21 protein-coding genes are annotated in these 22,316 nt (G+C 72.5%); 13 read left to right on the forward strand and 8 right to left on the reverse strand.

The window, feature by feature from the left end:
- Positions 1-25 precede the first annotated feature (25 nt).
- Positions 26-904 carry an aldo/keto reductase gene (locus ACWEN6_RS30120; RefSeq protein WP_452574888.1) on the reverse strand — a complete coding sequence of 293 codons (879 nt, stop codon included), beginning with the start codon at positions 902-904 and terminating at the stop codon, positions 26-28.
- Between the two features lie 101 nt (positions 905-1,005).
- Here ACWEN6_RS30120 and ACWEN6_RS30125 point away from each other — a divergent pair, with 101 nt between their 5' ends.
- Complete coding sequence (locus ACWEN6_RS30125) at positions 1,006-1,587, forward strand: TetR/AcrR family transcriptional regulator (RefSeq protein WP_452574889.1); 582 nt, start codon at positions 1,006-1,008, stop codon at positions 1,585-1,587.
- Positions 1,588-1,851: 264 nt separating this feature from the next.
- Positions 1,852-2,544, forward strand: coding sequence for an excalibur calcium-binding domain-containing protein (locus ACWEN6_RS30130; protein WP_452574891.1), 693 nt, complete (start codon positions 1,852-1,854; stop codon positions 2,542-2,544).
- Between the two features lie 33 nt (positions 2,545-2,577).
- Here ACWEN6_RS30130 and ACWEN6_RS30135 read toward each other — a convergent pair whose 3' ends face one another.
- Positions 2,578-3,255, reverse strand: coding sequence for a hypothetical protein (locus tag ACWEN6_RS30135; protein ID WP_452574893.1), 678 nt, complete (start codon positions 3,253-3,255; stop codon positions 2,578-2,580).
- A 173-nt stretch (positions 3,256-3,428) separates the two neighbouring features.
- Between ACWEN6_RS30135 and ACWEN6_RS30140 the strand changes: the two genes are divergently transcribed.
- The 3 genes from ACWEN6_RS30140 (at position 3,429) to ACWEN6_RS30150 (ending at position 7,646) form a co-directional block, all read left to right on the forward strand.
- Positions 3,429-4,640, forward strand: coding sequence for a HupE/UreJ family protein (locus ACWEN6_RS30140; RefSeq protein ID WP_452574895.1), 1,212 nt, complete (start codon positions 3,429-3,431; stop codon positions 4,638-4,640).
- A gap of 145 nt (positions 4,641-4,785) precedes the next feature.
- Positions 4,786-6,366: a fibronectin type III domain-containing protein gene (locus ACWEN6_RS30145; RefSeq protein WP_452574897.1), complete on the forward strand. Its 1,581-nt coding sequence runs from the start codon at positions 4,786-4,788 to the stop codon at positions 6,364-6,366.
- Positions 6,367-6,602: 236 nt separating this feature from the next.
- Positions 6,603-7,646 carry a WxL protein peptidoglycan domain-containing protein gene (locus ACWEN6_RS30150; protein WP_452574899.1) on the forward strand — a complete coding sequence of 348 codons (1,044 nt, stop codon included), beginning with the start codon at positions 6,603-6,605 and terminating at the stop codon, positions 7,644-7,646.
- Here ACWEN6_RS30150 and ACWEN6_RS30155 read toward each other — a convergent pair.
- Together ACWEN6_RS30155 and ACWEN6_RS30160 are read right to left on the reverse strand one after the other, a co-directional pair.
- Positions 7,599-8,195: a dihydrofolate reductase family protein gene (locus tag ACWEN6_RS30155; RefSeq protein WP_452574900.1), complete on the reverse strand. Its 597-nt coding sequence runs from the start codon at positions 8,193-8,195 to the stop codon at positions 7,599-7,601. The two genes, ACWEN6_RS30150 and ACWEN6_RS30155, sit on opposite strands and share 48 nt — an antisense overlap.
- Positions 8,196-8,230: 35 nt before the next feature.
- Complete coding sequence (locus tag ACWEN6_RS30160) at positions 8,231-8,890, reverse strand: winged helix-turn-helix transcriptional regulator (RefSeq protein WP_452574902.1); 660 nt, start codon at positions 8,888-8,890, stop codon at positions 8,231-8,233.
- Between the two features lie 251 nt (positions 8,891-9,141).
- On the opposite strand from ACWEN6_RS30160, the gene ACWEN6_RS30165 reads away from it, so the two are divergent.
- The 5 genes from ACWEN6_RS30165 to ACWEN6_RS30185 all read left to right on the forward strand — a co-directional run bounded on the left by ACWEN6_RS30165 (position 9,142) and on the right by ACWEN6_RS30185 (position 14,113).
- The gene (locus ACWEN6_RS30165) at positions 9,142-9,645 is read left to right on the forward strand and encodes an SgcJ/EcaC family oxidoreductase (protein WP_452574904.1); all 504 of its coding nucleotides are present in this window, start codon (positions 9,142-9,144) and stop codon (positions 9,643-9,645) included.
- 238 nt (positions 9,646-9,883) lie between these two features.
- Positions 9,884-11,161, forward strand: coding sequence for a serine hydrolase domain-containing protein (locus ACWEN6_RS30170; protein WP_452574906.1), 1,278 nt, complete (start codon positions 9,884-9,886; stop codon positions 11,159-11,161).
- A gap of 113 nt (positions 11,162-11,274) precedes the next feature.
- The gene (locus tag ACWEN6_RS30175; RefSeq protein ID WP_452574908.1) at positions 11,275-11,655 is read left to right on the forward strand and encodes a YciI family protein; all 381 of its coding nucleotides are present in this window, start codon (positions 11,275-11,277) and stop codon (positions 11,653-11,655) included.
- On the forward strand, positions 11,652-12,938 hold the full coding sequence (locus tag ACWEN6_RS30180) for an RNA polymerase sigma factor (protein ID WP_452574910.1): 1,287 nt from the start codon (positions 11,652-11,654) through the stop codon (positions 12,936-12,938). The genes ACWEN6_RS30175 and ACWEN6_RS30180 overlap by 4 nt, the downstream gene beginning before the upstream one ends.
- A gap of 68 nt (positions 12,939-13,006) precedes the next feature.
- A complete protein-coding gene (locus ACWEN6_RS30185; protein ID WP_452574912.1) occupies positions 13,007-14,113 on the forward strand; it encodes a sulfite oxidase in 1,107 nt (368 codons plus the stop codon).
- A 78-nt stretch (positions 14,114-14,191) separates the two neighbouring features.
- Here the strand turns inward: ACWEN6_RS30185 and ACWEN6_RS30190 are convergent, their stop codons facing one another.
- The 4 genes from ACWEN6_RS30190 to ACWEN6_RS30205 all read right to left on the reverse strand — a co-directional run bounded on the left by ACWEN6_RS30190 (position 14,192) and on the right by ACWEN6_RS30205 (position 18,746).
- Positions 14,192-15,511 (reverse strand): sensor histidine kinase, encoded by a 1,320-nt coding sequence (locus tag ACWEN6_RS30190; protein ID WP_452574914.1) that lies wholly within the window; start codon positions 15,509-15,511, stop codon positions 14,192-14,194.
- Position 15,512: 1 nt separating this feature from the next.
- Positions 15,513-16,352 carry a response regulator transcription factor gene (locus ACWEN6_RS30195; protein WP_452574916.1) on the reverse strand — a complete coding sequence of 280 codons (840 nt, stop codon included), beginning with the start codon at positions 16,350-16,352 and terminating at the stop codon, positions 15,513-15,515.
- Positions 16,280-17,470, reverse strand: coding sequence for an acyltransferase family protein (locus ACWEN6_RS30200; RefSeq protein ID WP_452574918.1), 1,191 nt, complete (start codon positions 17,468-17,470; stop codon positions 16,280-16,282). The genes ACWEN6_RS30195 and ACWEN6_RS30200 overlap by 73 nt, the downstream gene beginning before the upstream one ends.
- A 187-nt stretch (positions 17,471-17,657) precedes the next feature.
- Entirely contained in the window at positions 17,658-18,746 is a 1,089-nt protein-coding gene (locus ACWEN6_RS30205) for a hypothetical protein (protein ID WP_452574920.1), read from the reverse strand.
- Positions 18,747-18,933: 187 nt separating this feature from the next.
- On the opposite strand from ACWEN6_RS30205, the gene ACWEN6_RS30210 reads away from it, so the two are divergent.
- From ACWEN6_RS30210 to ACWEN6_RS30220, 3 genes are all read left to right on the forward strand, one after another.
- Entirely contained in the window at positions 18,934-20,376 is a 1,443-nt protein-coding gene (locus ACWEN6_RS30210) for a sensor histidine kinase (RefSeq protein WP_452574922.1), read from the forward strand.
- Entirely contained in the window at positions 20,373-21,041 is a 669-nt protein-coding gene (locus tag ACWEN6_RS30215; RefSeq protein WP_452574924.1) for a response regulator, read from the forward strand. The genes ACWEN6_RS30210 and ACWEN6_RS30215 overlap by 4 nt, the downstream gene beginning before the upstream one ends.
- Before the next feature lie 295 nt (positions 21,042-21,336).
- Positions 21,337-22,302 (forward strand): serine hydrolase domain-containing protein, encoded by a 966-nt coding sequence (locus ACWEN6_RS30220; RefSeq protein ID WP_452574926.1) that lies wholly within the window; start codon positions 21,337-21,339, stop codon positions 22,300-22,302.
- The last annotated feature ends 14 nt before the right edge of the window (positions 22,303-22,316 follow it).

A 22,316-nucleotide genomic window follows, 5' to 3' on the forward strand; every position in this document is an offset into this window, starting at 1 on the left:
TGAACCGCCTTCTTGGGGTTTCCGGTTACGTGGGCGAGTGCTGGGACAGTGCGTTGAAGGCCGTCGTCGCTTGCTGGTCGAGGTGGATCCGGGTGACCGCGACGTTGTCGGCCAGGTGGGCGAGGTTGCGGGTGCCGGGGATCAGCAGCGTGGCCGGGCTGTGGCCGAGTAGCCAGGCCAGCCCGGCCTGAGCAGGGGTGATGCCGAGGCGTCCGGCGTGCGCGATGACGACCGGGTCGTCGGTGACGCTGGGCAGCCAGTCGAAGGCCGATCCGAGCGGGCAGTACGGCACCCAGGCGATCCCTTGCTCGGCGCACTCGGTCAGCACGTCCTCGTGGTCGCGGGTGAGGACGTTGTACAGGTTCTGCACGCAGACGATGCCGGCCGGGAGGGCTTGGCGCAGCTGCGCGAGGTTGACGTGGCTCAGGCCGATACCGCCGATCTTGCCCTCGTCGCGCAGGGCGATGAGCTCGGCGAGCTGGCTGTCCAGGTCGACCAGTTGGTCGCCACTGGCGATGATGCCCGGTGGCACGTCGGCCCGGCGAAGGTTGACCACCGCGAGGCGTTCGGTGCCGAGGGCGCGCAGGTTGTCCTCGACCGACGCCCGCAGTTCAGCCGGCTTCTGGGCGGTGACCAGCCGCTCGGTCGGATGGGTCACCGCGCCGACCTTGGTGACGATCCGCAGGCTCTCGGCGTAGGGATGCAGAGCGGTCCGGATGAGGTCGTTGGCCGTGCCGTAGAACTGGGCCGTGTCGAGGTGGTCGACGCCGAGTTCGATCGCGCGGCGCAGAATCTTGACGGCTTCCGCGGGGTCGCCGTGTTCGAGCTGCATGGCGCCGAAGCCGGTCCGCAGGACATCGTGATCGCCGAGCTTCCCGTACGCGTACGCATGTGTCGTGGTCATGATCGTGGGCCTCCGGATACGATGACCGTAAGCGGAATCGATTCCGCTCAGTTCGGTCTGACCCTAGCAGAAGCGGAACCGATTCCGCTTGTGAGGTTGAGGTGATCGCGGTTTCCGAGTCCGAGCGACGCCCCGGCGCCCGCAGGGACGCCCAGCGCAACCGCCAGCGCATCATCGACGCGGCCACCCGCGCCCTCACCGCCGGTCCAGAGCCGGTCAAGATCGAGGCCATCGCCCGCGAGGCGGGGGTCGGCGTCGGCACCCTCTACCGCAACTTCCCCTCTCGCGACGCCTTGGTCGAGGAGGTGTACCGCAGCGAACTCGCCCGCCTGTGCGCCATGGCCGCGCACCTGGTGAGCGATCTCCCGCCGGCCGACGCCATGCGCGAGTGGATGCGCCGCTACCAGGACTTCGTCGCCACCAAACACGGCATGGCCGAAGCCCTGCGCGCGGTGATCGCCAGCGGTGCGATCACCTCCGGCCATACCCGCGAGCATCTCGAGGTCGCCATCGCCACCATCCTCGACGCAGGCCGGGCCGACGGCAGCCTGCGTGCCGACGTCCGACCGGCCGACGTCTCCGCCAGCATGGCCGGCATCATGCTGACCGCCGCCGACGTCGCCCAGGCCACCCGGATGCTGCAACTCCTCGTCGACGGCCTGCTCGCCCGCGATCGGTCCTGAAGGAGCCGCCCGCCGCCCGCCTTCGCCTCTCTGGCCGGCCGTACGACCGCACCGCCGGCACCACCTTGTCGCGGGCGCCTGGGTGACAGGGCTGGAGCGACGCCAGACCGCCCTGCCCGAACCCGCATGGCCGGCTCTGGCGGGTTTTCCGGATTCGCGGGGCAGGCGCGACGAAGTGGCGTGGCCGGATCGGGACACGCGGACAACCGGGGCTCTTCATGTCCCGTCTCCCCTTTCGTCACTTCACTCACACAAGGAGCCATCTTGCGCGCCCGCCTCTTACTCGCCGGGGCCCTGGTGTCCGGCGGCCTGGTCGTCCCCTCTCTGCCCGCCGCCGCTGCCGCCGCGCCGCGCGGGGCCCTGGCCGCCACGGTGAGGGCGGTGGTCGATGGCGACACCGTGGATGTGGTCTACAAGGGCAGGACACTGCGGGTGCGCCTGCTGGACGTCAACGCGCCCAACAAGGGTCAGTGCTGGGCGGCGGCCGCGACCGCGCACACCGCGGCCCTGCTCGCCCCGAGGACGACCGTCCGCCTGCTCAAGGACAAGACGGCGCGCGACTCCGCCGGCCGGTACCTGTTCTACGCGTGGAACACCGCGGGAACGTTCGTGAACCGCAATTTGGTCCGCTACGGGTACGCCAAGGCGGGCCAGATGGGGGTCAACGACAGGTACATCAAGCCGTTGCGCGAGGACCAGGCCGCGGCCAGGGCCGCCCGTCTGCGCATCTGGTCGGGCCGGTGCGACGGCGGCCCGCAGGCCACCCCCAAGCCCAGCCCCAAACCCACTCCCAAGCCCACCTCCGAGCCGCCGCCCCCGCCGTCCGGGAACGACCCGCGCTTCCGGACCTGCGCCGAGGCCAACCGCAACGGCTACGGCCCGTACTACCGCGACAAGGACCCGGAGTACCACTGGTACCAGGACCGCGACGGCGACGGCATCGTCTGCGAACGGTAGCCGCGCGCCGGCCGGTCCACCCGAGGGGGGCTGTCAGTCGAGCCAGATGACGATGCCGGTCAGGCCGTTGAGGACGGCGGCGACGCCGGCGCGCAGGGCGCGGGCGGCGCGGTCGGGGGTGAAGGTGGCGGGGTCGTACTCCGAGGACATGCCGAGTCCCTCGCCGCGGAAGGACGCGCCGGTCCAGTCGGCGGCGGTGACGTTGGCGGTGGGCTCGGCGAGTTCGGCGCCGATCACCAGGAACCGCTGGTCGAGGTGGTTGGGGGTGACCATGGCCAGCGGGTCGACCAGGTCGTTGCCGGCGCTGACGACCAGGTCGGGCTTCAGGCGGATCGCCTCGCTGATGCGGGCGATGTACTGGTCGGGCCGGGTGGCCGTGACGGTCTTGAGGCTGACGCGCTCCTGCTCGGCCCACTGCGTCACGGCGTTCACCAGCGTCCTGGTCTGGGGGTCGGTCCCCGCGGTGAGCAGCACCACTCGGTAACCCTCCGACGGACGGGTCGCGTCCCACGAGCCGGGGCGCGGGGTGATCGTCGCCTCCGGGGCGGGCGGCGCGGACCGGTCGAGGAATCCCGGACCGAGGGCGCCCATCGCGCTCGGCCTGGCGTGCGGCCGGGACCAGTCGTCCTCGGAGCCGCATCCGCCGGCCGGCAGGACGGCGGTCGCGACCGCCACGGCCAGCATTCCGGCGGGCAGACGTCGAGAGCGCATGGGGTCGTCCTTCGGGCGTGACGGGAGGTGCGTCTACTTCCTACCTCATTGCGAGCCCTCATCCACTATGGGCGATATTTCGGTAAGACGTGGTTCTTGGCCCGTTTCCAGGTGCGCCGCCGCTCGTTCATGTCGGCCGAGCAGATTGCGTTCGCCAACCGAAAAGGAGTCACATGTTCCGCGCCACCCGGCGTCGTGCCTGTGCCGTCGTCGCCGCGGTGGTCGTGGCCGTTCTGCTCAGCGCCGTACCCGCTCTCGCCCATGGATTCAGCTCGACCGTCTACGTCGACCTCACCTCGCCCGGCACCGGGCACGTCCGCGCCCGGCTCGGGCTGGAGTACGACCTGCTCGTCGTCTCCGCCGCCGACGCGCAGAAGGATGATCCGCTCTTCCGGGCGGGGACCGCGGCGTTCGAGGCCGGCGACGCGGCGCGGCAGGGCGCCGCGCTCGACGCCCATGCCGCCTCCGTGCTCGCGTACGTGACCGGGCGCTTCGGCGTCACGGCCGAGGGCGAGGCGTGCGCCCCGTCCCAGGACGGCGGGTACACGATCGAGCAACGCGAGGGCGTCCCGTACGCGGTGCTGGTGCTCGACTACCGATGCCCGGAGGCGGCCGAGTCGCACGAGGTGCGCAGCGGGCTGTTCCCGGACTCCGAGAGCTACGTGCGCGACAGCAAGACGGTGGTCACCTACGGCCTGGACCTGACGTCGGGAAGCGCCGCGCTCGATGCGAAGCATCCGTCGTTCTCCACGCACCAGTCATGGGCCGAGCGCTTCTGGGAGTTCTTCCGGCTCGGGGCCGAGCACCTGCTCACCGGGCTGGACCACATCCTGTTCCTGCTCGCGCTCATCGCGGGGTCGCGCCGCCTGCGCGAGATCGTGCTCGCGGCGACGACCTTCACCCTCGCCCACTCCGTGACCTTCGTCCTGGCCGCTCTCGGCCTGGTGCGGCTGCCGGCGTCGTTCGTCGAGCCCGTCATCGCGCTGTCGATCGCGGTCGTCGCGGGCTGGCATCTGTGGCGGATTTGGCGGCGCCGGTCACACGCCACCGACCTCGTGACCACCGGGCGCGGTCACTTCGGGTTGGACACCGCGGGCTGGACGCGCCTGGCGGTGGTCTTCTGCTTCGGCCTGGTGCACGGGCTGGGCTTCGCCGCGGCCCTGGGCATCGACCAGGCCTTCTCTTGGACGCTCCTGTGGTCGCTGCTGGTGTTCAACGTGGGCATCGAGGTCGTCCAGCTGGCGATCATCATCGCCGTCTTCCCGCTGCTCGCGCTGCTGCGCCGCCGCCGTCCGGTCGCGGGCCTGTGGACGACGGGAGCGGTCGCGGCGGGCGTGTCGGTGATGGGCCTGGTGTGGTTCGCGCAGCGCGTTCTCGGCATCTGAGATCGCATGCGCGTTCCAGGCACCTGAGATCGCATCACAACTTCCGGCACGCGCAACAGTACGCCTGTCTCATGTTCACCTTGAGGACACCGACGTCGGAAACCGTGACAAAGCTCCACAACACCCTCAAATGGACGGAAACCTGATGAAGCTCGAAAACCGGGCACAGGGCCCCGGGATCGTCCGACGCCGGCTCGCCCTGGGCGCCACGGCGGCGGTCATGGGCGTCAGCGCGGTGCTGGGCGGTGGCCTGACGGCCGCGGTCCACGCCACCGCCGGCGCGACGACCACCGGAATCATCCTCGGCGTGGGCGCCGACGAGTCGCAGCGCGTCGTGTCCTGGTACTCCTCGGCCGGCACCGCGCAGGTGGTCCAGGTCGCGCCGACCAAGCAGGTGCGCCACGGCGAGTTCCCCAAGCACACCACCACCTTCCCGGCCACGGTCACCGCGAACGTCGTCAACGGCGGCTACAACGCGCACGCCACGATCGACGGCCTGAAGAAGAACACCGCCTACTCCTACCGCGTGGGCACCGAGGGCAACTGGTCCCCGGCCTACTCGTTCAAGACGCGCGACTTCAAGGGCGACTTCGACTTCCTGTTCTTCGGCGACCCGCAGATCGGCTCGTCCGGCGACACCGCCAAGGACGGCGCCGGCTGGGCGGACACCGTGAACGTCGCCCTCGCCGCCAACCCCAGGTCCGAGCTGCTGGTCTCCGGCGGCGACCAGGTCGAGAGCGCCAACACCGAGACGCAGTGGGACGCCTTCCTCGCCCCCGACAAGCTGCGCCAGTACCCGTGGGCCGCCACCATCGGCAACCACGACGTGGGCGGCAAGGCCTACGAGCAGCACTTCTGGACGCCCAACACCGACCGTTCGGCGCCCTACTACAACGGCGACGCGGCCACCCGGTCCGGCGGTGACTACTGGTACGTCTACAAGGGCGTGCTGTTCATCGACCTCAACAGCAACGCCTACGCCGCGGGCTCCGACGCCGCGCACATCAGCTACGTCTCCAAGGTCGTCAAGGAGCACGGCGGCGAGGCCAAGTACACGGTGCTCGTGTACCACCACTCGATCTACTCCCCGGCCAGCCACGCCAACGACGCCGACAACCAGCTGCGTCGCCAGGACTTCCCGACCGCCTTCTCCAACCTGGGCGTCGACCTGGTCCTGCAGGGCCACGACCACAGCTACTCGCGCAGCTACGTGATCAAGAACGGCCAGAAGGCGAACAAGGCCGAGCAGCCCGGCGCCGCCGAGGTGGCGCAGGGTCCGGGCGGGGTCATCTACGTGACGGCGAACTCCGCTTCGGGTTCCAAGTACTACGACCTCACCGCTCCGAACACCACCAAGGACCCGAACTACGGCCCCGACCCGCTCAACCCCAAGAGCCACTGGGCCAACTCGGTCGAGAACCAGGAGCACGTCCGCACCTACGTCAAGGTGCAGGTCCGCGGCGACCGGCTGGTCGTCGAGAACCTGCGCAGCGGCACCTGCGCCGCCCCCAACGCCGCGGTCGAGCTGGGCCAGGAGTCCTGGTGCGGCCCGAACAGCGGCGCGGGCCCCGCGCAGCCGGTCGGCTCCGCCGTCGACAAGGTGGTCATCCGCCCCTACAGCGACGACCACCACGACAACGGCCACGGTGACGACCACGGCAACGGCCACGGTGGCAAGGGCGAGGACCAACAGCCCGCCGCGACCGAGGCCGCCTGGCTGAAGTAACCGGCCGGGAGCGATGCCGGGGACGCTCACGCTGAACCGGCCCGCCCCCGTTCCCCCTGGTGGGACGGGCGTCTTCGGGCGCCCGTCCCATCGCACGCGTTCCACCCGCCGTGGGGTGAGCGTCCGGACGCCCGCTCCGCCGCACGCGTTCCACCCGCCGTGGGGTGGGCGGCCTAGGGGGCCCGCCCCGCCGCACGCGTTCCACCCGCCGTTCCAGACCGTTCGAGGATCACCAGATGCGCCCGCCCAGACCGCGTACGACCCCAGCCCTCGCCCAGGCCACCCTCGTGGTGCTGCTCGCCGTGCTCGGCCTGCTCGGCGCGGGGGCCGGACCCGCCGCGGCGGCGGACGGCGACGCCTCCTGGACGGTCGGCACGGCCGCCGGCGACTTCGGCTCCGGCCGGGAGAACTACCGTTACACCCTCGACCCGGGCGGCCGGCTGCAGGACGGCCTCGTGATCGTCAACCACGGCGCCACGCCGCTCCACCTCGCCGTGTACGCCGCCGACGCCTTCACCGCCGAAGGCGGCCGGCTCGACCTGGTCGCCAAGGACGCGACCTCGACGAAGGTGGGCGCGTGGGTCCACGCGGACCGGCCCGACGTGACGGTCGCGCCCGGCAGGTCGGCGGAGGTGCCCTTCACGGTCGCCCTGCCGGACGACGCCGCCCCCGGCGAGTACATGGGCGGCATCGTCACCGCACCGGCCGGGGCCGGCGAGGGGGACGGGCGTCTCGGCATCCGCATCCGCCTGCGCGTCGGCGGCGCGCTCAAGCCGCGCCTGTCGGCGGAGGACCTGCGGGTGCGCTACTCGGGCACGCCCGATCCGTTCGGGAAGGGTGAGGCCACCGTCACCTACACGGTGCGCAACACCGGCAACGCCATCCTCGCCGCCCGGCAGGCGGTGTCCCTGTCAGGACCCTTCGGACGCTTCGGCGTCCGCGCCGGGCAGATCGGCGACTCGCCCCAGTTGCTCCCGGGTGACACCTGGAAGGTCTCGGTTCCGGTGCGCGGGGTGACCCCCGCGCTGCGCCTGACGGGGACGGTCGCCCTCACCCCGCTGCTCACCGACGCCGCCAACTCGGTCGCCCCGCTCGCCGTCGTCCAGACCACGGCCGACGCCTGGAGCATCCCCTGGACGCTGCTCCTGCTCGTCGTCCTCGTCGTGTGCGGCCTCACCGTCGCCGCTCTGGCCATCCGCCGCCGGCGCCGGGCGCGGCCCGCGCGGACCGGGTCAGCGGCGGCGCTTCGCCCAGTGGACCAGCAGGATTCCGCAGGCTGACGGGAAGGCCTCGGCCAGCTCGTAGGAGTCGTGGGCCATCGAGGCGTCGAAGATGCGGGGACCGTCGCCGGCGACGCCGGGGTTGACGGCGAGCAGCAGGTCGTCGACGAGGTCGTGGCGCAACAGCGCGCGGGCGAAGCCGGCGCCGCCGAAGCACACCAGGTCGCCGGTGGCGGCGGCCTTGGCCTGGCGCGTGGACTCGGCGAGCGGCCCGGTGACGACCGTGGTGTTCGGCCAGGTCGAGGCCGTGCCGTGCTCGGTGATGACGAACTTGGGCAGCTCGCCGATGCGGTGCGCGAACCGGTGGTCGGGGTCGCCGGGGTGCTGGTCGGCGGTCCGCTGCCAGTGGGCGAGGTACCCCTCGGAGACCATCGGCCGGCTGAGGACGATGCCGGAGACGGAGTCGAGGAGGTCGTTGAAGCGCTTCCTGAGGTCGGGGCTCCAGGGCCAGTCCGGACCCCAGTCCCACAGGTTCCAGGTGGAGCCGGGGACGTGGCTGTCGACGCATCCGTCGATGGAGGTCTGCATGTGGAGGATGAGGCGGCCCATGTCCGTCCGTTCTCTCTCGGTGTGCCAGGGGTGTCTCAGGCCGGCGGCGAGGCCGGCGCCTGGAGCAGGTCGGTCAGGTTGCGCGCCGCCCGCGGGTCGCCGTCGAGGTGAAGGTCGCCGGAGCGGACGGCATCGGCTGGCGTGCGCCGGCCGGCGAGGACGGCGCGCAGGGTGTCGAGGTCGGTGGTGAGCGTCGCGTCCGGCCGCCCGGCGTCGCTGCGGCTGATCTCGATGGACCCCTCGGTGACCTCCAGGGCGTAGGTCTCGGGGGCGACGCGCAGTTCGTAGGTGCCGCGCAGCTCGTCGGCGCGCGCGGCGTCGAAGCAGGCCTTGACGCCGAGCAGCAGGGAGTCGCGGCCGAGCTCGCGGTCGGGCGGGGAGGGCGCCCTGCTTCCCCAGCGTCCGAGCCCGAGGAGCACGGGTTCCAGCTCGCGGCCCCATTCGGTCAGCTCGTAGAGGTGCACACGGGCCGGCGCCCCGAGGTCGCGGCGTCGGACGACGCCGTGGCCGGTCAGGTCGGCCAGCCGCTGGGTCAGAACGTTCGGGCTCACGCCGGGCAGGCCGGCGAGCAGGTCGTTGAAGCGTTTGGGACCGAGGAGGAGATCGCGCACCACCAGCAGTGCCCACCGGTCACCGATGACGTCGAGGCCGCGCGCCACGCCGCACGCATCTCCATAGCTCCGCCTGCCGCTCATGCCCGCCAGGCTAGCAGGTAACTCCTAATTTAGGACCTTTGCTTTTATGTGAGGAGTTGGCTCTCGAGCGTCGGGTCCATGAGCTTCACGAGAACCCGGGCCTCGTCGTCCGGGTCCACCAGGGAGGTGAAGGCGCGCCGGACCTCCGGAGTGCGTTCCATCCGCGGCCCCCTGTCCAAACCGGCGGGGGTGCCGCGTCGGTAGAGCGGGGCCGCCGCGCGGTGGCCACGGATCTCCGGTGGAGGAGCCAGATGAGCGACGATCCGCACGCGAAGACGAAGACGAAGACGAAGACGGGGACGGGGACGGGGACGGGGACGGGGACGGCCACGGCGGACGACGTCCTGGCGTCGCACCCCGATGAGCCCGAACTGCTCGCGGCCTTCGAGGCGACGATGGCGGCGTGGGCGGGCGGCGACGCGAACGCGTTCGCCGACGGTTACGCCGAGGACGCCACGGTGGTGCTGCCCGGGGTGCACCTGAGCGGCAGGGCCGACATCCGGGCCCGTATGGGGGACGCGTTCGCCGGGCCGCTGAAGCACTCGCAGCGCATCCACCAGGTGCGCGGCATCCGTACCCTCGGGCCCGCGGGCTCTGCCGGTGACCACGCCGTCATCGTCCTCACGCGAAGTGCCACCGTGTTCGCCGGCGAGAGCGAGCCTCCGGCCGACCGGTGGGAACTGGCGACCTGGACGCTCTCGCGGCGCGACGACCGCTGGCTCGTCGAGGCGTACCACAGCTCTCCCGCGGCCTGATCGCCCCGGGTCCGCCCGTCACGGACCACCGCGGTGCGAGGAGAACCCCGCGCTCGCCGGCGTTCTCGGACCGGTCGGCCGTTGTCGCCTCGTCCCGCGGGCCGCCCTCATCCCGCGAACCATCGAACAGGACCGCTACTCACGATCGAAAGGACTCGATGTGGTGTCACACCAGAGCCGCGTCGTGGCTCTTCATGTCGTCCGCCATGTCATCTGACCAGAGAACGGGGAACGATTCATGCTGACTCGCAGGGATTCGCTGCGTCTGCTCGCGGGGGCCGTCGTGGGAGCCGCCGCGCTGCCCGCCCGGCAGGCGGCGGCCGCCGCGCCGCCCGCCCGCCCGGCCATCGCGGCCGGCACTCCACCCACCTGGACGGTCACCGGTTCGAGTTCGCCGTCGTTACAGCCCTTCGACGACCTGCTGAGAAGCTTCATGGAGGCGCAGAGCATCTCCTATGCCTCGCTCGCCGTGGTGCGGCAGGGCAGGCTGGTGCTCGCGCGGGGATACAACTCCACGTCGGGCCCGGTCCTGGCCCAGCCGACGTCGTTGTTCCGCCTGGCCAGCGTGAGCAAGCCGGTCACGGCCACCGCGATCATGAAGCTCGTCCAGGACGGCAGGCTCAGCCTGTCGGCCAAGGTGGCGCCGATGCTCGGGCTCAGCACGGCCGCCGACTCCCGGCTCGGTGAGGTCACCGTGCTGCACCTGCTGCAGCACCTCGGCGGCTGGGACCGCTCGGTGTCGTTCGACCCGATGTACCGGTGGGACTTCGCCATCAGCGGCCAACTCCACGTGCCGCTGCCGGTGACGCAGGCGAACATCATGGACTACACCTCCAGGTACACGCTCGACTTCAAGCCCGGAGACAGGTACGCCTACTCCAACTACGGGTACATGCTGCTCGGCAAGGTCGTCGAGAAGGTCACCGGCCTGCCGTACGCGACCTACGTCCAGCAGAACGTGCTCGCCCCGGTGAAGATCACCCGCATGGTGCAGGGCCGCACGGCCCAGAGCCTGCGACGGTCATCGGAGCTCCCCTACTACTCGGAGATGGCTTCTGCGACGACCGTGCTGGACAACTCCGGCGCTCAGGTGCCGATGCCCTACGGCGGGTTCAACCTGGAGAACATGGCCGCGCACGGCGCCTGGCTCTCCTCGGCCGTCGACATGGCGAAGTTCACCACGATCTTCGACGCTCCCGGCCTGCTCACCTCGTCGTCGATCACGCAGGTGTTCGCCCCGCCCGCCATCAACTGGGACGGCTGGTACTACGGCATGGGCTGGTCCGTCCGCCCCGTCGGCGGCGCCCTGAACACCTGGCACGACGGGACCTATCCCGGCACCTCCACCCTCATGGTCCGGCGGTACGACAAGCTGAGCTGGGTCGTGCTCTTCAATCGGTGGAACGACGCCTTGCAGCAGAGCTACACCGATGACATCGATTATCCGTTGCACCAGGCGGCCGACCAGGTCACCTCGTGGCCGGACACGGACCTGTTCCCGTCCTACGGCCTGTGACGCTCGCCTGATCGGCCGCGGCGGGCGCCCCGGCGGAGACCGCCCCGTCGGGGGGCCCGCCTCGTTGTAGTGGTGACGGCGGCGAAAGCCGGTGAACGGAGTGAGGAGGCCGCATGCCGGACTACATGGTGTTGCTCTACGCGCCGGAGGACGAGGACCGGCAGGAGGAGGAAAGGTTCGCGGAGATGCCGGTGTGGCTGGAGGTGACCGAGAGCCTCAGGAAGGCCGGGCTGCTCGTCGCGAACGCGCCGCTGCACCCGGTGGCCGCCGCGACGACCGTCCGCGTCCGTGACGGCGAGGTGGAACTGACCGACGGTCCGTTCGCGGTGACCAAGGAGGTCCTGGCGGGCTACTACGTCCTCAGGTGCGCCGACCTGGACGAGGCGCTGCGCCATGCGGCGCGCATGCCGATCGCGCGCCACGGTTCGGTGGAGGTGCGTCCGATCATGACCACGGCCGAGATCCCGGCCCACGGTCCAGAACCGGCATCGTGAACACGACGGAACCGAGCCACCTGGAACCGGGGACGGGCGACCCGGCAGGGGCGGCGGTCGTGCGGGTGTTCCGCGATGACCGGGCGGCGGTGCTGGCCACCCTGATCAGGTACGCCGGCGACTTCCAGATCGCCGAGGACGCCGTGCAGGACGCGTTCGCCGCCGCGCTCGCCACGTGGCGGCGTGACGGCGTCCCGGCGAACCCGGCGGCGTGGATCACGGTGACGGCGCGGCGGCGGGCGATCGACCGGCTGCGCCGCGACCGGTCGGTGTCCGACCGCGCCGAGCGCCTGGCCGCGCTGCTGCGCCTGGACGAGCAGGAGCATCCCCCGATGGGCGAAGCGAGCCCGATCACCGACGACCGGCTGCGGCTGATCTTCACCTGCTGCCATCCGGCCCTGAACCTGGCGGCCCGTGTCGCGCTGACGCTGCGCACGCTCGGCGGCCTGACCACCGGCGAGATCGCCCGCGCGTTCCTGGTCGCGGAGCCGACCATGGGCAAGCGCATCGTCCGCGCCAAGCGCAAGATCGCCGATGCCGCCATCCCGTACCGGGTGCCCACCGGCGACGAACTGCCCGGACGCGTGCGCGGGGTGCTCCGGGTCGTGTACCTGATCTTCAACGAGGGCTACTCCGCCGGCGAGGGCGACCGCCTCGTGCGCGGAGAGCTGTGTGATGAGGCGATCCGGCTGGGACGGCTGGTGTGCGAGCTCATGCCCGGCGAGGCCGAGGCGTGGGGGCTGCTGGCGCTGATGCTCCTGCACGACGCGCGTCGCGCCGCGCGGGTCGACCGGCACGGCGGCTACGTGGCGTTGCCCCGGCAGGACCGGTCGTTGTGGGACCGGGACCGGATCGGCGAAGGGCTCCGCGCCCTGGAGCGCGCGGCCGGGTTCGCGCGCCCCGGCGAGTACCAGATCCAGGCGGCGATCAGCGCGCTGCACATCCAGGCTTCCGGCGAGGACACGACGGACTGGGCGCAGATCGCGCGGTTGTACGGCGCCCTCGGCAGGCTCACTCCCTCTCCGGTCATCGAGGTCAACCACGCGACCGCGGTCGGGTTCGCCTTCGGGGCCGCGGCGGGCCTCGCGTTGCTCGGGCCTTTGCTGGACGAACCCGCCCTCGCGCAGTACCAGCCGTTGCACGCCGCGCACGCCGAACTGCTCAGGCGGGCCGGTGACCGGACGGGCGCCGCGCGCGCGTACGAGCGGGCGATCGAGCTGTCCGGCAACGCCGTGGAACGGGCCGAACTCCAACGGCGCAGGATGACACTGACGCCGGGCTGAGGGACGGGAGGGCACGGGGCGGCGGCTCCCGGCTGCCGCCGGCCGGAGGGGCACGGCATCCTTGGGGGATGGACCCGACACTCGCTGAGATCAGCCTCCCCGGACGGGTGGAGGACACCGACGGCATCAGCGCCGAAGAGCTCGCGCTGGCGGCACGCAACCACGGCATACCGCTGGAAGCGCTGCGGTACGACGTCACGCCGCTCGGGTTGCACTACCTGTTGATCCACTACGACATTCCGGTGATCGACCCGGCGGAGTGGCGGCTGGAGGTGGGCGGCCTGGTCTCCCGGCCGGCGACGTTCGGCCTGGCGGACCTGAAGGAGCTGCCCCGGCGCACCGTGCGGGTGACCATGGAATGCGCGGGCAACGGGCGGGCCAGGCTCGCGCCCCGCCCGGTGAGCCAGCCCTGGCTGGTGGAGGCGGTCGGGACGGCGGAGTGGACCGGGGTGCCTCTGCGCGAGGTGCTCGCCGCGGCCGGCGTCGACCCCGGCGCGGTGGAGGTGGTCTTCACCGGCGCCGACCACGGCGTCGAGCGCGGAGTCGAACAGGACTACCAGCGCAGCCTGCCGCTCTCGGAGGCCATGCGTGAGGAGGTGCTGCTGGCCTACGAGATGAACGGCGCGCCGCTCGCGCCGCAGCACGGCTTCCCGCTGCGGCTCGTCGTCCCCGGCTGGTACGGCATGGCCCACGTGAAGTGGCTGCGCGACATCGAGGTCCTTCGCCAGCCCTTCACCGGATACCAGCAGAGCGTCGCCTACCGCCTGCGCCGGCAGCCGGACGAGCCCGGCGACCCGGTCACGCGCATCAGCCCCCGGGCGCTTCTGGTGCCGCCGGGTTTCCCCGACTTCATGTCCCGCACGCGGGTCGTGCGGCCGGGGCCGGTGACGCTCGAAGGCCGCGCCTGGTCCGGCGGCGACGCGGTCGAGCGGGTGGAGGTCAGTGTGGACGGCGGGCGGGGCTGGTCCCCCGCGGTGCTCGCCGAGCCGGACGGGCACCGGTGGGCATGGCGGAGGTTCACCTTCGACTGGCACGCGGAGCCGGGGATGCACGTCCTGTCGGCTCGCGCGACCACCGCCGGCGGCCTGAGCCAGCCCGAGACACAGGCCTGGAATCGGGGCGGATTCGCCAACAACGCGATACAGCGGGTGGCGGTGGCCTGCCTGAGGGCATAGCGCACAGCGTCCGGCACGCGAGAACCTCGGAGGCGCGGGCCGGTCTCGGCGGTCCTGTGCGCCGCGCCGGGTTCGTGCTCAGCCGTTCGTGTGGTCTGTGGCATGCGCGCTGGTGGGATGGGGAGCCGGTAGGCGCAGGGTGGCCACGGCGCCGCCGTTCGGCGCGTTGGCGAAGGTCAGCGTGGCGCCGATGACGCGAGCCTGGCCGAGCGCGATGGTCAGCCCGAGGCCGTGGCCGTGCCCGCGTTCGGCCGCGTCGGTGCGGAACCGTTGCGGCCCGCCGTCGAGCACGGCGTCCGGGAAGCCGGGGCCGTGGTCGCGCACGACGACCGACGTGCCCTCCACGGCGACCTCGACCGGGGCGCGGCCGTGACGGTGGGCGTTGATGACCAGGTTGGCGACGATCCGGTCCAGGCGCCGCGGGTCGGTCTCGGTCATGGCCGCTCCGGCGCCCGCGACGCGCGCGGGGAGCCCCGTACGGGCCACCGACTCCTCGACGACCTCGCCCAGCGGCACCCGGGCCAGGTCGGCACGCTCGACGCCCGCGTCGAGCCGCGAGATCTCCAGCAGGTTCTCGACCAGCGCCCGCAGCGCCCCCACCCGATCTCTGACCAGATCGGTCGCCTCGCTCTCCGGCAGCAGCCCGGCGGCGGTGACCAGGCCCATCAACGGGGTGCGCAGTTCGTGGGCGACGTCGGCGGTGAAGCGCCGCTCGCTGAGCAGGCGGTCGCGCAGGCTGTCGGCCATCAGGTCGACCGTGGCCGCGATCTCGCTGATCTCGTCGCCGCGCCGGCCGCCCGCCACGGACCCGGCCCGGTCGTGCCCGCGCCCGGAGGTGCGGGCGTCGAGGTCGCCCGCGGCGATGCGGCGCGCGGTGCGGGCCACCCGTCTGAGCCGCCGGTTCGGCAGCTCGGCCGCGAGCGCCGCCAGCGGTACGACGACGGCGAGCGCGGCCAGCGAGGCCATGACGATGTGCCGGTCGAGGGCGCGCAGGCTGCGCAGGTCGGCGCCCATGTCGACCTGCGCGGCCAGCACGCGGCCGTCGACGCGCTGGGCCGCCCACATCCACGGGACCTCGGGCTTGCCGTCGTCGTACCAGGTGGCTATCTGGTCGCTCCGCCGGACCTGCCGGGTCAGGGCCGCAGGCGGCGCCGCGTCGGCCGCGAAGGTGCCGCGGGTGGAGCCGGTGCGCCGGTAGGCGTCCACGATCGGCAGCAGCGCGGCCGTGGCCCGTTCACTGCCCAGGGTGAGGGAGCGGTCGAACGTGCTGCGATGGACCAGCACCCCGATGCCCAGCGCCACCCCGCACGCCGCGAGGGCCACCAGCGCGGCGATCTTCCAGCGCAGCGAGTTCACGTTCAGCGGGCCGGGTGCCGGCCGCACGGCGGTGTCGTCCATCTCAGCGCCGCAGCTTGTAGCCGAAGCCGCGGACGGTCTCGATGCGCTCGGCCCCGATCTTCTTGCGGAGCCGCTGCACGCACAGGTCCACGACGCGGCTGTCGCCGTCCCAGCCGTAGTCCCAGACGTCGCGCAGGAGCGTCCGCCGATCGAGCACGATGCCCGGATTGGCGGCGAACTCCAGCAGCAGTCGCAGCTCGGTCGGCGCCAGCGCCACCTGCCGTCCGGCACTGAAGACCTCCAGGCCGGCCGGGTCGATGGCCAGGTCGCCGAACACGAGCAGGCCGTGCGGGCCGGCCGGGCCGCCCGCGGTGGAGGGGACGTTCCGGCCGGGTGCGGCACCAGGACCGGCGGCGGCTTGGGAGGTGGGCGCGGTGGGCGCTTCGACGGCGAGCGCGGAGGTGGGTACGGCGGCGGGTCCGACGGCGGGTTCGGCGGAGGCGAAGGTGGCGCGGCGCAGCAGCGAGCGGATCCTGGCCACCAGCACGGAGATGTCGACCGGCTTGACGACGTAGTCGTCGGCGCCGGCCTCCAGGCCGGAGACGACGTCGAGGGAGTCCCCGCGCGCGGACATCATCAGGATCGGCTCCAGGCTCGACTCCCGGATCCTGCGGCACAGCCCGATGCCGTCCAGCACGGGCAGCATGACGTCGAGCAGCAGCAGATCGTGCCGCCGCTCCCGGAACAGCTCCAGCGCGGTCAGGCCGTCGCCGGCCACGGTGACCCGGTAGCCGTAGCGCTCCAGCGCCATCGCCACCGTCTTGCGGATCACCTCGTCGTCCTCGACGAGCAGGATCGTGACCGGCTCGGACGCGCCGCCGCGAGCGGTTGGAACAGACATCTCCTCCAACCTATAGCCGTCCCGAGGGTGGTGACCGACCGCGCCCGGCGCCAGGTGGGCAGGCCGAACAGCCAGGTCGCCCCCATCTTGCGGAGTACGGCCTCCACCAGCAGGCACACGGCCACCACCAGTGCGGTCATCAGCACCGGGTGAACGACCGCGAGGACGTACCGCGCCTGCGTCCCGGCGTGGGACAGGGGCGCGACGAGCGCCCGGTGCAGCAGGGCGAGCACCGGCATGTGGATCAGGTAGACGGCGAGGGTGCGGCGTCCCAGCCAGGCCAGAGCGCCGCCGATCACGGGGACGGCGGCCACCGCCGGGGCCGCGGACACGCCGAACACGGTGGCCAGAACGCAGACGGTCGGCCATACACCGGGCAGATGCCGCGTACCGGTCACCGCCATCATGGCCAGCGCCAGCGCGTACGCGAGCCCGGCGGGCAGTGCCCGCCGCCCTCCCGTGGTCGAGGCGAACCGCTCCACCTGCGGGCGTAGGTGCAGCCCGGCCAGGAAGAACACCAGGTTCTGCAACAGGGACCCCCGGTTTCCCGCGGTGGGCAGGACTCCGGCCGACACGACGACCGACAGGACGAGGGCGGCGGCGATCACCACGGGCGCGGGCACCCGGCGCAGGGCCTTGGCGAGCGCGAAGTAGAGCGCGAGGGCGTAGAGGTACCACAGGTTGGGCGGGCTGATCGTGAGCTGCTCGGCCAACTCGGCCCAGCCGTGCGCGCCGGCCGTGTCGAACCCGGGGGCGAAGCCGAGCAGCACCGTGTGGATCGACACCCACAGCACGTACAGGTAGAGGTAACGCGCCACCCGGCCGCGCGCCACCGTGCGCCATGGCCGGTGGAAGGCGCCGGCGGCGAACATGCCGGAGATCGTGAAGAACAGCGGCATCCGCAGCGTCAGGAGCTGGTCGCCGAGCATGCCCCAGATGCCCGGGATGGGCACGCCGAGATTCCAGCCGACCCGCAGGTAGTGCTTCGTGATGACGTGCCAGAGCACCACCAGCAGGATGCACGCGCCCTTGGCCGTGTCGGCCCACCCCATCCGCTCCGCCGCCCGCTGGGGGCGGAGAAGCGTGGGCGTGGGGCTGGGCGTGGGGATGAGGAACATCGCGGACCACCTCGGGGAGAACCGGTGTGCCGTACCGGCGCACCGGGGCAACCCTGGGCGAGGCGCGTGTCCGCGATGCCGTGACGGCGTATCCGCGACCGCTCAGCCGTGTATCAACTCCACCGGCGCCGCCATCGCCATCGCCACTGGCGCCGTCCGCTGGAGCGGGTCGCGTGTCCGCCGGTCTCTAGGAGCGGGCCGCGTCCGCTGCCATGGCACGGGAGGCGTGGGCCAGGGCGGTGATGCCCGCGCCGGCCAGCAGCCCGGCCGGGATCAGGTAGGCCGGCGCGGAGGCATCCAGGCCGAACGGCGGCAGCCCGGCGACGGTGCGCAGGACCAGCACCGTGAACAGGCCCGCGTACCCGGCGATCGCCATCGCCACCAGCCACACCTGACGGCGCCGGGACAGCCCGCCGAGTCCCAGCAGCCACGCGATGACGCCGAGGACCTGGACGGCGTGCATGGGGACGGCGTGGGCGGACTTCATCGCGCCGGCGGCGCCGTAGGTCGTCATCGAGGTGGTGAGCGGCGTGGCGCCGGCGTCGACCAGCGCGTCGCCGTGCATGATCATCCAGGCGCCGGCGGCGAGCGCCGCCACCAGCCCCACCAGGCCCGCCCGGAGCGCCCAGGCCATCGGCGCGGGCGCGGTCGTGCGGACGAAGGAGGCGACCGCCATGATGACGATGACCAGGACCATGCCTCCGATGACCCACCCCGCGGCCTGGAACAGGGCCTTGTCCAGCGGCGTCGTCTCGTTGAAGTGCGAGGCGACGCCACGGGCGTGCTGCATGGAGATGTAGGCGACCTCTCCGGCGGCCGAGGAGCACAGCAGGACCGACAGCACCCAGCCGATCCACCGGCGCACCGGCAGGTACGCGGCGACCGCGCCGAGCGTCGCCGTGGTCATGCCGAACGACACGCCGAAGGTCACGGGTTTGCGCCAGGACAGCGGGCCGGACGCCGTGCCGCCCATCACGGCCCACAGGACCGCGTGGCCGAGCCCGATGGCGATCAGGATCGCCCCGGTGACGTAGGCCAGGCGCCGGTAGCCGGGAGCCTCGTCCCACGAGGCGCGGGCCGCGGCACGGGCGCGGCCGAGCAGCGCCGCGACCCCGCTCCTGGGCAGCGGGTTCACGCTCAGCGGCGCGCCGAATCCGGTGGCGGGGGTTGTGTCGGTCAGGGGGCGGGCGGGGACGCCGGTCGCCGGGGCCGGGAGCGAAGATGCGGTGAGGGCGGAAGGGATGATCGTGCCGGGGCGGGGGGTTGGGCTGGACATCGGGAGCCTCCCTGAGGGCCGCGAGGACGGCGCGGACGCCGAGGACACCAGGACCGTAGGCCGCCGCCCCTTCCGCCCGGATCCCCCGCGCCGCCCAAATCGCCCCTCCCCGGCGCAGGGGATCCGGCGGCCGTTGATCCCTCTTGCGAGGGAGGTCTTTTCCGGGCGCGAAACGGATACTGGCGGCATGGCAATCAGCCGATCATCGTTGTCCGCGGCCTGGGCCGGGGCGCGTCCGCCGGTCGCTGACGCGTCGCTCGGCGGGGTGCTCGCGGCGGTGTCGCTGCTGGCCCTGGTGCTGCGGGCACGGGCCGAGCACATGCCGCCGCCCGGCCCGGCGGCGGTCGTGCTGGTGCTGCTGATCACCCTGCCGTTGGCCTGGCGGCGGCGCCACCCGTTCTGGGTCAACCTCGGAGTGGGCATGGGATCGGCCGTGTACGGGGCCACGCCGCTGCCCGACCTGGTCACGCCGGTGCCGATCGGCGGCGTCGTCGCCCTCTACAGCATGGCCGCGTGGTGTGAGAACCGTCGCTGGTCGGTGGCCATCGGCGTGCTGAGCGGTGGCGCGGTCATGGCGGTCGCCCTCGCCCCTGCCACCGACAGCGACGCGCTCGACCTCGCCTTCGGCGTGCTGTCGCTGGGCAGCGCCTGGGTCCTGGGCGACAGCGCCCGCATCCGCCGCGCGTACACCGCCGAGCTGGAGGCGCGCACCGCCTGGCTGGCACGTGAGCGGGACTTCGAGGCACGGCGCGCGGTGACCGCCGAGCGGGCCCGCATCGCGCGGGAGCTGCACGACGTGATAGCCCACCACGTCAGCATGATGGTGGTGCAGGCCGAGGCCGGTCCGGTCGCGGCCGAACGCGACGGACTCGCGGCGGGGCGGGCCTTCGACACCATCTCCGGCATCGGGCGCCAGGCCCTGGTGGAGATGCGCCGTCTGCTCGGCGTGCTGAGGGAGGAGACCGGCGACGGGGGACCGAGCCTCGCCCCCCAACCCGGCGTGGCGGAGCTTCCCGCTCTGGTCGAGCAGGTGCGCAGGACCGGTCTGGACGCGACGCTACGGGTGGAGGGCGATCCGGTGCCGCTGCCGGCGGGGGTGGACCTGTCGGCCTACCGCATCGTGCAGGAGGCGCTGACCAACGTGCTCAAGCATGCCGGTCACACACGAGTGCGGGTGCGGATCCGGTACGACCAGGACGACCTGCGCGTCGAGGTCCGCGACAGCGGATCCGGCGACAGGCGTCCCGTTCCGGACGGCGGCGCGGCCGGTGGACGCCCGGTCGCGTCGGAGGGGTGTTCCGTCCTGGACGGCGCTGCGGCCGGTGGAACGGTCGCGCCGGGCGGGCCTCCTGTCCTGGACGGTCGTGGTACGGCGCGGGGGCCGGTCGCGCCGGGCGGGCGTCTCCTGCTGGATGGCGGTGTGGCCGGGGGGTCGGTCGCGTCGGACCGAAGGGCGGTACGGGGCGCGGGGGACGGCGCGGAAGGACTCGGCCGGGCCGTGGCGCGGGGGCACGGCCTGGCCGGCATGCGAGAGAGGGCGCAGCTGTTCGGGGGCGAGCTCGCCGCCGGGCCGGGCCCGGACGGCGGTTTCACGGTGGCGGCGCGGCTGCCGATCGGAGGGACGCGGTGAGCATCACGGTCGTCGTCGCGGACGATCAGGAGTTGGTGCGGGCCGGGTTCCACATGATCCTGGACGCTCAGCCGGACATCGAGGTGGTGGCCGAGGCGGCCGACGGCGCCGAGGCGGTCTCGGCGGCCCAGCGGCTCAGGCCCGATGTGGTGCTCATGGACATCCGGATGCCCAGAATGGACGGGCTCGAGGCGACCCGCCGCCTCGCGGGTCCGGGCGTCGCCTACCCGGTCAAAGTGCTGATGCTCACCACGTTCGACCTGGACGACTACGTCTACGAGGCGCTGCGGGCCGGGGCGAGCGGCTTCCTGCTCAAGGACCTGCGCCGGGACGACCTGGTCAACGCCGTGCGCGTGGTCGCGGCCGGCGAGGCGCTGCTCGCCCCTTCGGTCACCAGGCGGCTCATCGGCGAGTTCTCCCGGCGCCCGCGCCCGCCCGAGAAGGCCCCCGCCGTCCTCGGGACGCTCACCCCCAGAGAGCGCGAGGTGCTGCAGCTCATGGCACGGGGAGGGTCGAACGCCGAGATCGCGGCCGGCCTGGTCATCGGCGAGCAGACGGTGAAGACCCACGTGAGCAACATCCTGGCCAAGCTGTATCTGCGCGACCGGGTACACGCGGTGATCCTCGCCTACGAGATGGGCCTCATCGAACCCGGAACCGCCTGACGCCGCGAACTCCCACGCCCGTACCCGTCCGGCTCGGCTCTGCTGACATCCGTACGTGTCGGGTTGGCTGTCCTGGGGGCCGTACGTGCCGGCTTGGCCCCCGGACGCGTGCTTGTCGGCTTGGCCCCCGGACGCGTGCTTGTCGGCTTGGCCGTCCGGTCGGGGGGTCACTTGAGCGGCGCCGGGTCGGCGGGTCGGGGGTACGGCGAAGTCGGCGCCGTCATACGGCGAGCGACCCGTCGTACGGTGAGTTCGAGGCTGGCGGGATTCGGCGAGAATGGCGTAGAACTGCCCGATGAGCAGTGAGACACTTACCGGCCGCCTCGCGCGGGCCGCCGAGCAGGGACGGGTTCCCGATCTGCACGCCGTCATCGCCGTGCACCGGGGCGAGGTGATCCTGGAGCACTACGGGGAGGGCGAGGACCACCTCCTGAACGAGCCGCTCGGCCATGTCCGGTTCACGCCGGACACCCTCCACGACGTCCGTTCGGTGACCAAGAGCATCGTCTCCCTGCTCTACGGCATCGCCCTGGCCGACGGCCGGGTGCCCGAGCCGCACGAGCCGCTGCTGCGGCACTTCCCCGAGTACGCCGACCTGGCCGAGGACCCGCGGCGGTCCGCGCTGACGGTGGGGCACGCGCTCACCATGACCCTCGGCCTGGAGTGGAACGAGAACGTCCCCTACACCAGCGCCGCCAACGGCGAGATCGCGATGGAGATGGCCCAGGACCGCTACCGGTACATCCTGGAACGGCCGGTCGCCGAGGAGCCCGGCACGCGGTGGACCTACTGCGGGGGCGCCTCCGCGCTGCTGGCGAGGCTGGTCGAGAAGGGAACCGGGGCGAAGATCGAGGACTATGCCCGCGCCAGGCTGCTGGAGCCGCTCGGCGTCACCTGTTTCGAGTGGTCGACCGGCGACGACGGAGTGGCGCTGGCGGCCTCCGGCCTGCGGCTGACCGCCCCGGCGCTGCTGGAGGTGGGGCGGCTGGTCCTCGACGGCGGGCGGGACCTGGTGCCCGCGTCCTGGCTGGAGGTCGCCACGCGCCCGCACGTGCGGATCGACGAGGGCTTCCACTACGGCTACCAGTGGTACGCGGGCGACGGCTGGACGGGCGGGTTCGGCAACGGCGGCCAGCGCCTGTACGTGTCATCGCCGCTGGACCTGGTGGTCGCGGTCAACGCCGGGCAGTACAACGTCCCCGACCAGCCGACCGCCCAGGTGGTCCTGGACGAGGTCATCCTCCCCGCCGTCCGCGCCTGACCTCTCGCCCGCTC

The sequence above is a fragment of the Sphaerisporangium sp. NPDC004334 genome (genome assembly GCF_053602655.1).

Excerpts from the sequence above, each read along its gene's own strand:
- ACWEN6_RS30175 (WP_452574908.1), top strand. The coding sequence starts at position 11,275 with ATGCCGGACTACATGGTGTTGCTCTACGCGCCGGAGGACGAGGACCGG.
- ACWEN6_RS30150 (WP_452574899.1), top strand. The coding sequence starts at position 6,603 with ATGCGCCCGCCCAGACCGCGTACGACCCCAGCCCTCGCCCAGGCCACC.
- ACWEN6_RS30190 (WP_452574914.1), bottom strand. The coding sequence starts at position 15,511 with ATGGACGACACCGCCGTGCGGCCGGCACCCGGCCCGCTGAACGTGAAC.
- ACWEN6_RS30205 (WP_452574920.1), bottom strand. The coding sequence starts at position 18,746 with ATGTCCAGCCCAACCCCCCGCCCCGGCACGATCATCCCTTCCGCCCTC.
- ACWEN6_RS30195 (WP_452574916.1), bottom strand. The coding sequence starts at position 16,352 with ATGTCTGTTCCAACCGCTCGCGGCGGCGCGTCCGAGCCGGTCACGATC.
- ACWEN6_RS30155 (WP_452574900.1), bottom strand. The coding sequence starts at position 8,195 with ATGGGCCGCCTCATCCTCCACATGCAGACCTCCATCGACGGATGCGTC.
- ACWEN6_RS30165 (WP_452574904.1), top strand. The coding sequence starts at position 9,142 with ATGAGCGACGATCCGCACGCGAAGACGAAGACGAAGACGAAGACGGGG.
- ACWEN6_RS30200 (WP_452574918.1), bottom strand. The coding sequence starts at position 17,470 with ATGTTCCTCATCCCCACGCCCAGCCCCACGCCCACGCTTCTCCGCCCC.
- ACWEN6_RS30135 (WP_452574893.1), bottom strand. The coding sequence starts at position 3,255 with ATGCGCTCTCGACGTCTGCCCGCCGGAATGCTGGCCGTGGCGGTCGCG.
- ACWEN6_RS30120 (WP_452574888.1), bottom strand. The coding sequence starts at position 904 with ATGACCACGACACATGCGTACGCGTACGGGAAGCTCGGCGATCACGAT.
- ACWEN6_RS30170 (WP_452574906.1), top strand. The coding sequence starts at position 9,884 with ATGCTGACTCGCAGGGATTCGCTGCGTCTGCTCGCGGGGGCCGTCGTG.
- ACWEN6_RS30220 (WP_452574926.1), top strand. The coding sequence starts at position 21,337 with ATGAGCAGTGAGACACTTACCGGCCGCCTCGCGCGGGCCGCCGAGCAG.
- ACWEN6_RS30185 (WP_452574912.1), top strand. The coding sequence starts at position 13,007 with ATGGACCCGACACTCGCTGAGATCAGCCTCCCCGGACGGGTGGAGGAC.
- ACWEN6_RS30160 (WP_452574902.1), bottom strand. The coding sequence starts at position 8,890 with ATGAGCGGCAGGCGGAGCTATGGAGATGCGTGCGGCGTGGCGCGCGGC.
- ACWEN6_RS30145 (WP_452574897.1), top strand. The coding sequence starts at position 4,786 with ATGAAGCTCGAAAACCGGGCACAGGGCCCCGGGATCGTCCGACGCCGG.
- ACWEN6_RS30140 (WP_452574895.1), top strand. The coding sequence starts at position 3,429 with ATGTTCCGCGCCACCCGGCGTCGTGCCTGTGCCGTCGTCGCCGCGGTG.
- ACWEN6_RS30210 (WP_452574922.1), top strand. The coding sequence starts at position 18,934 with ATGGCAATCAGCCGATCATCGTTGTCCGCGGCCTGGGCCGGGGCGCGT.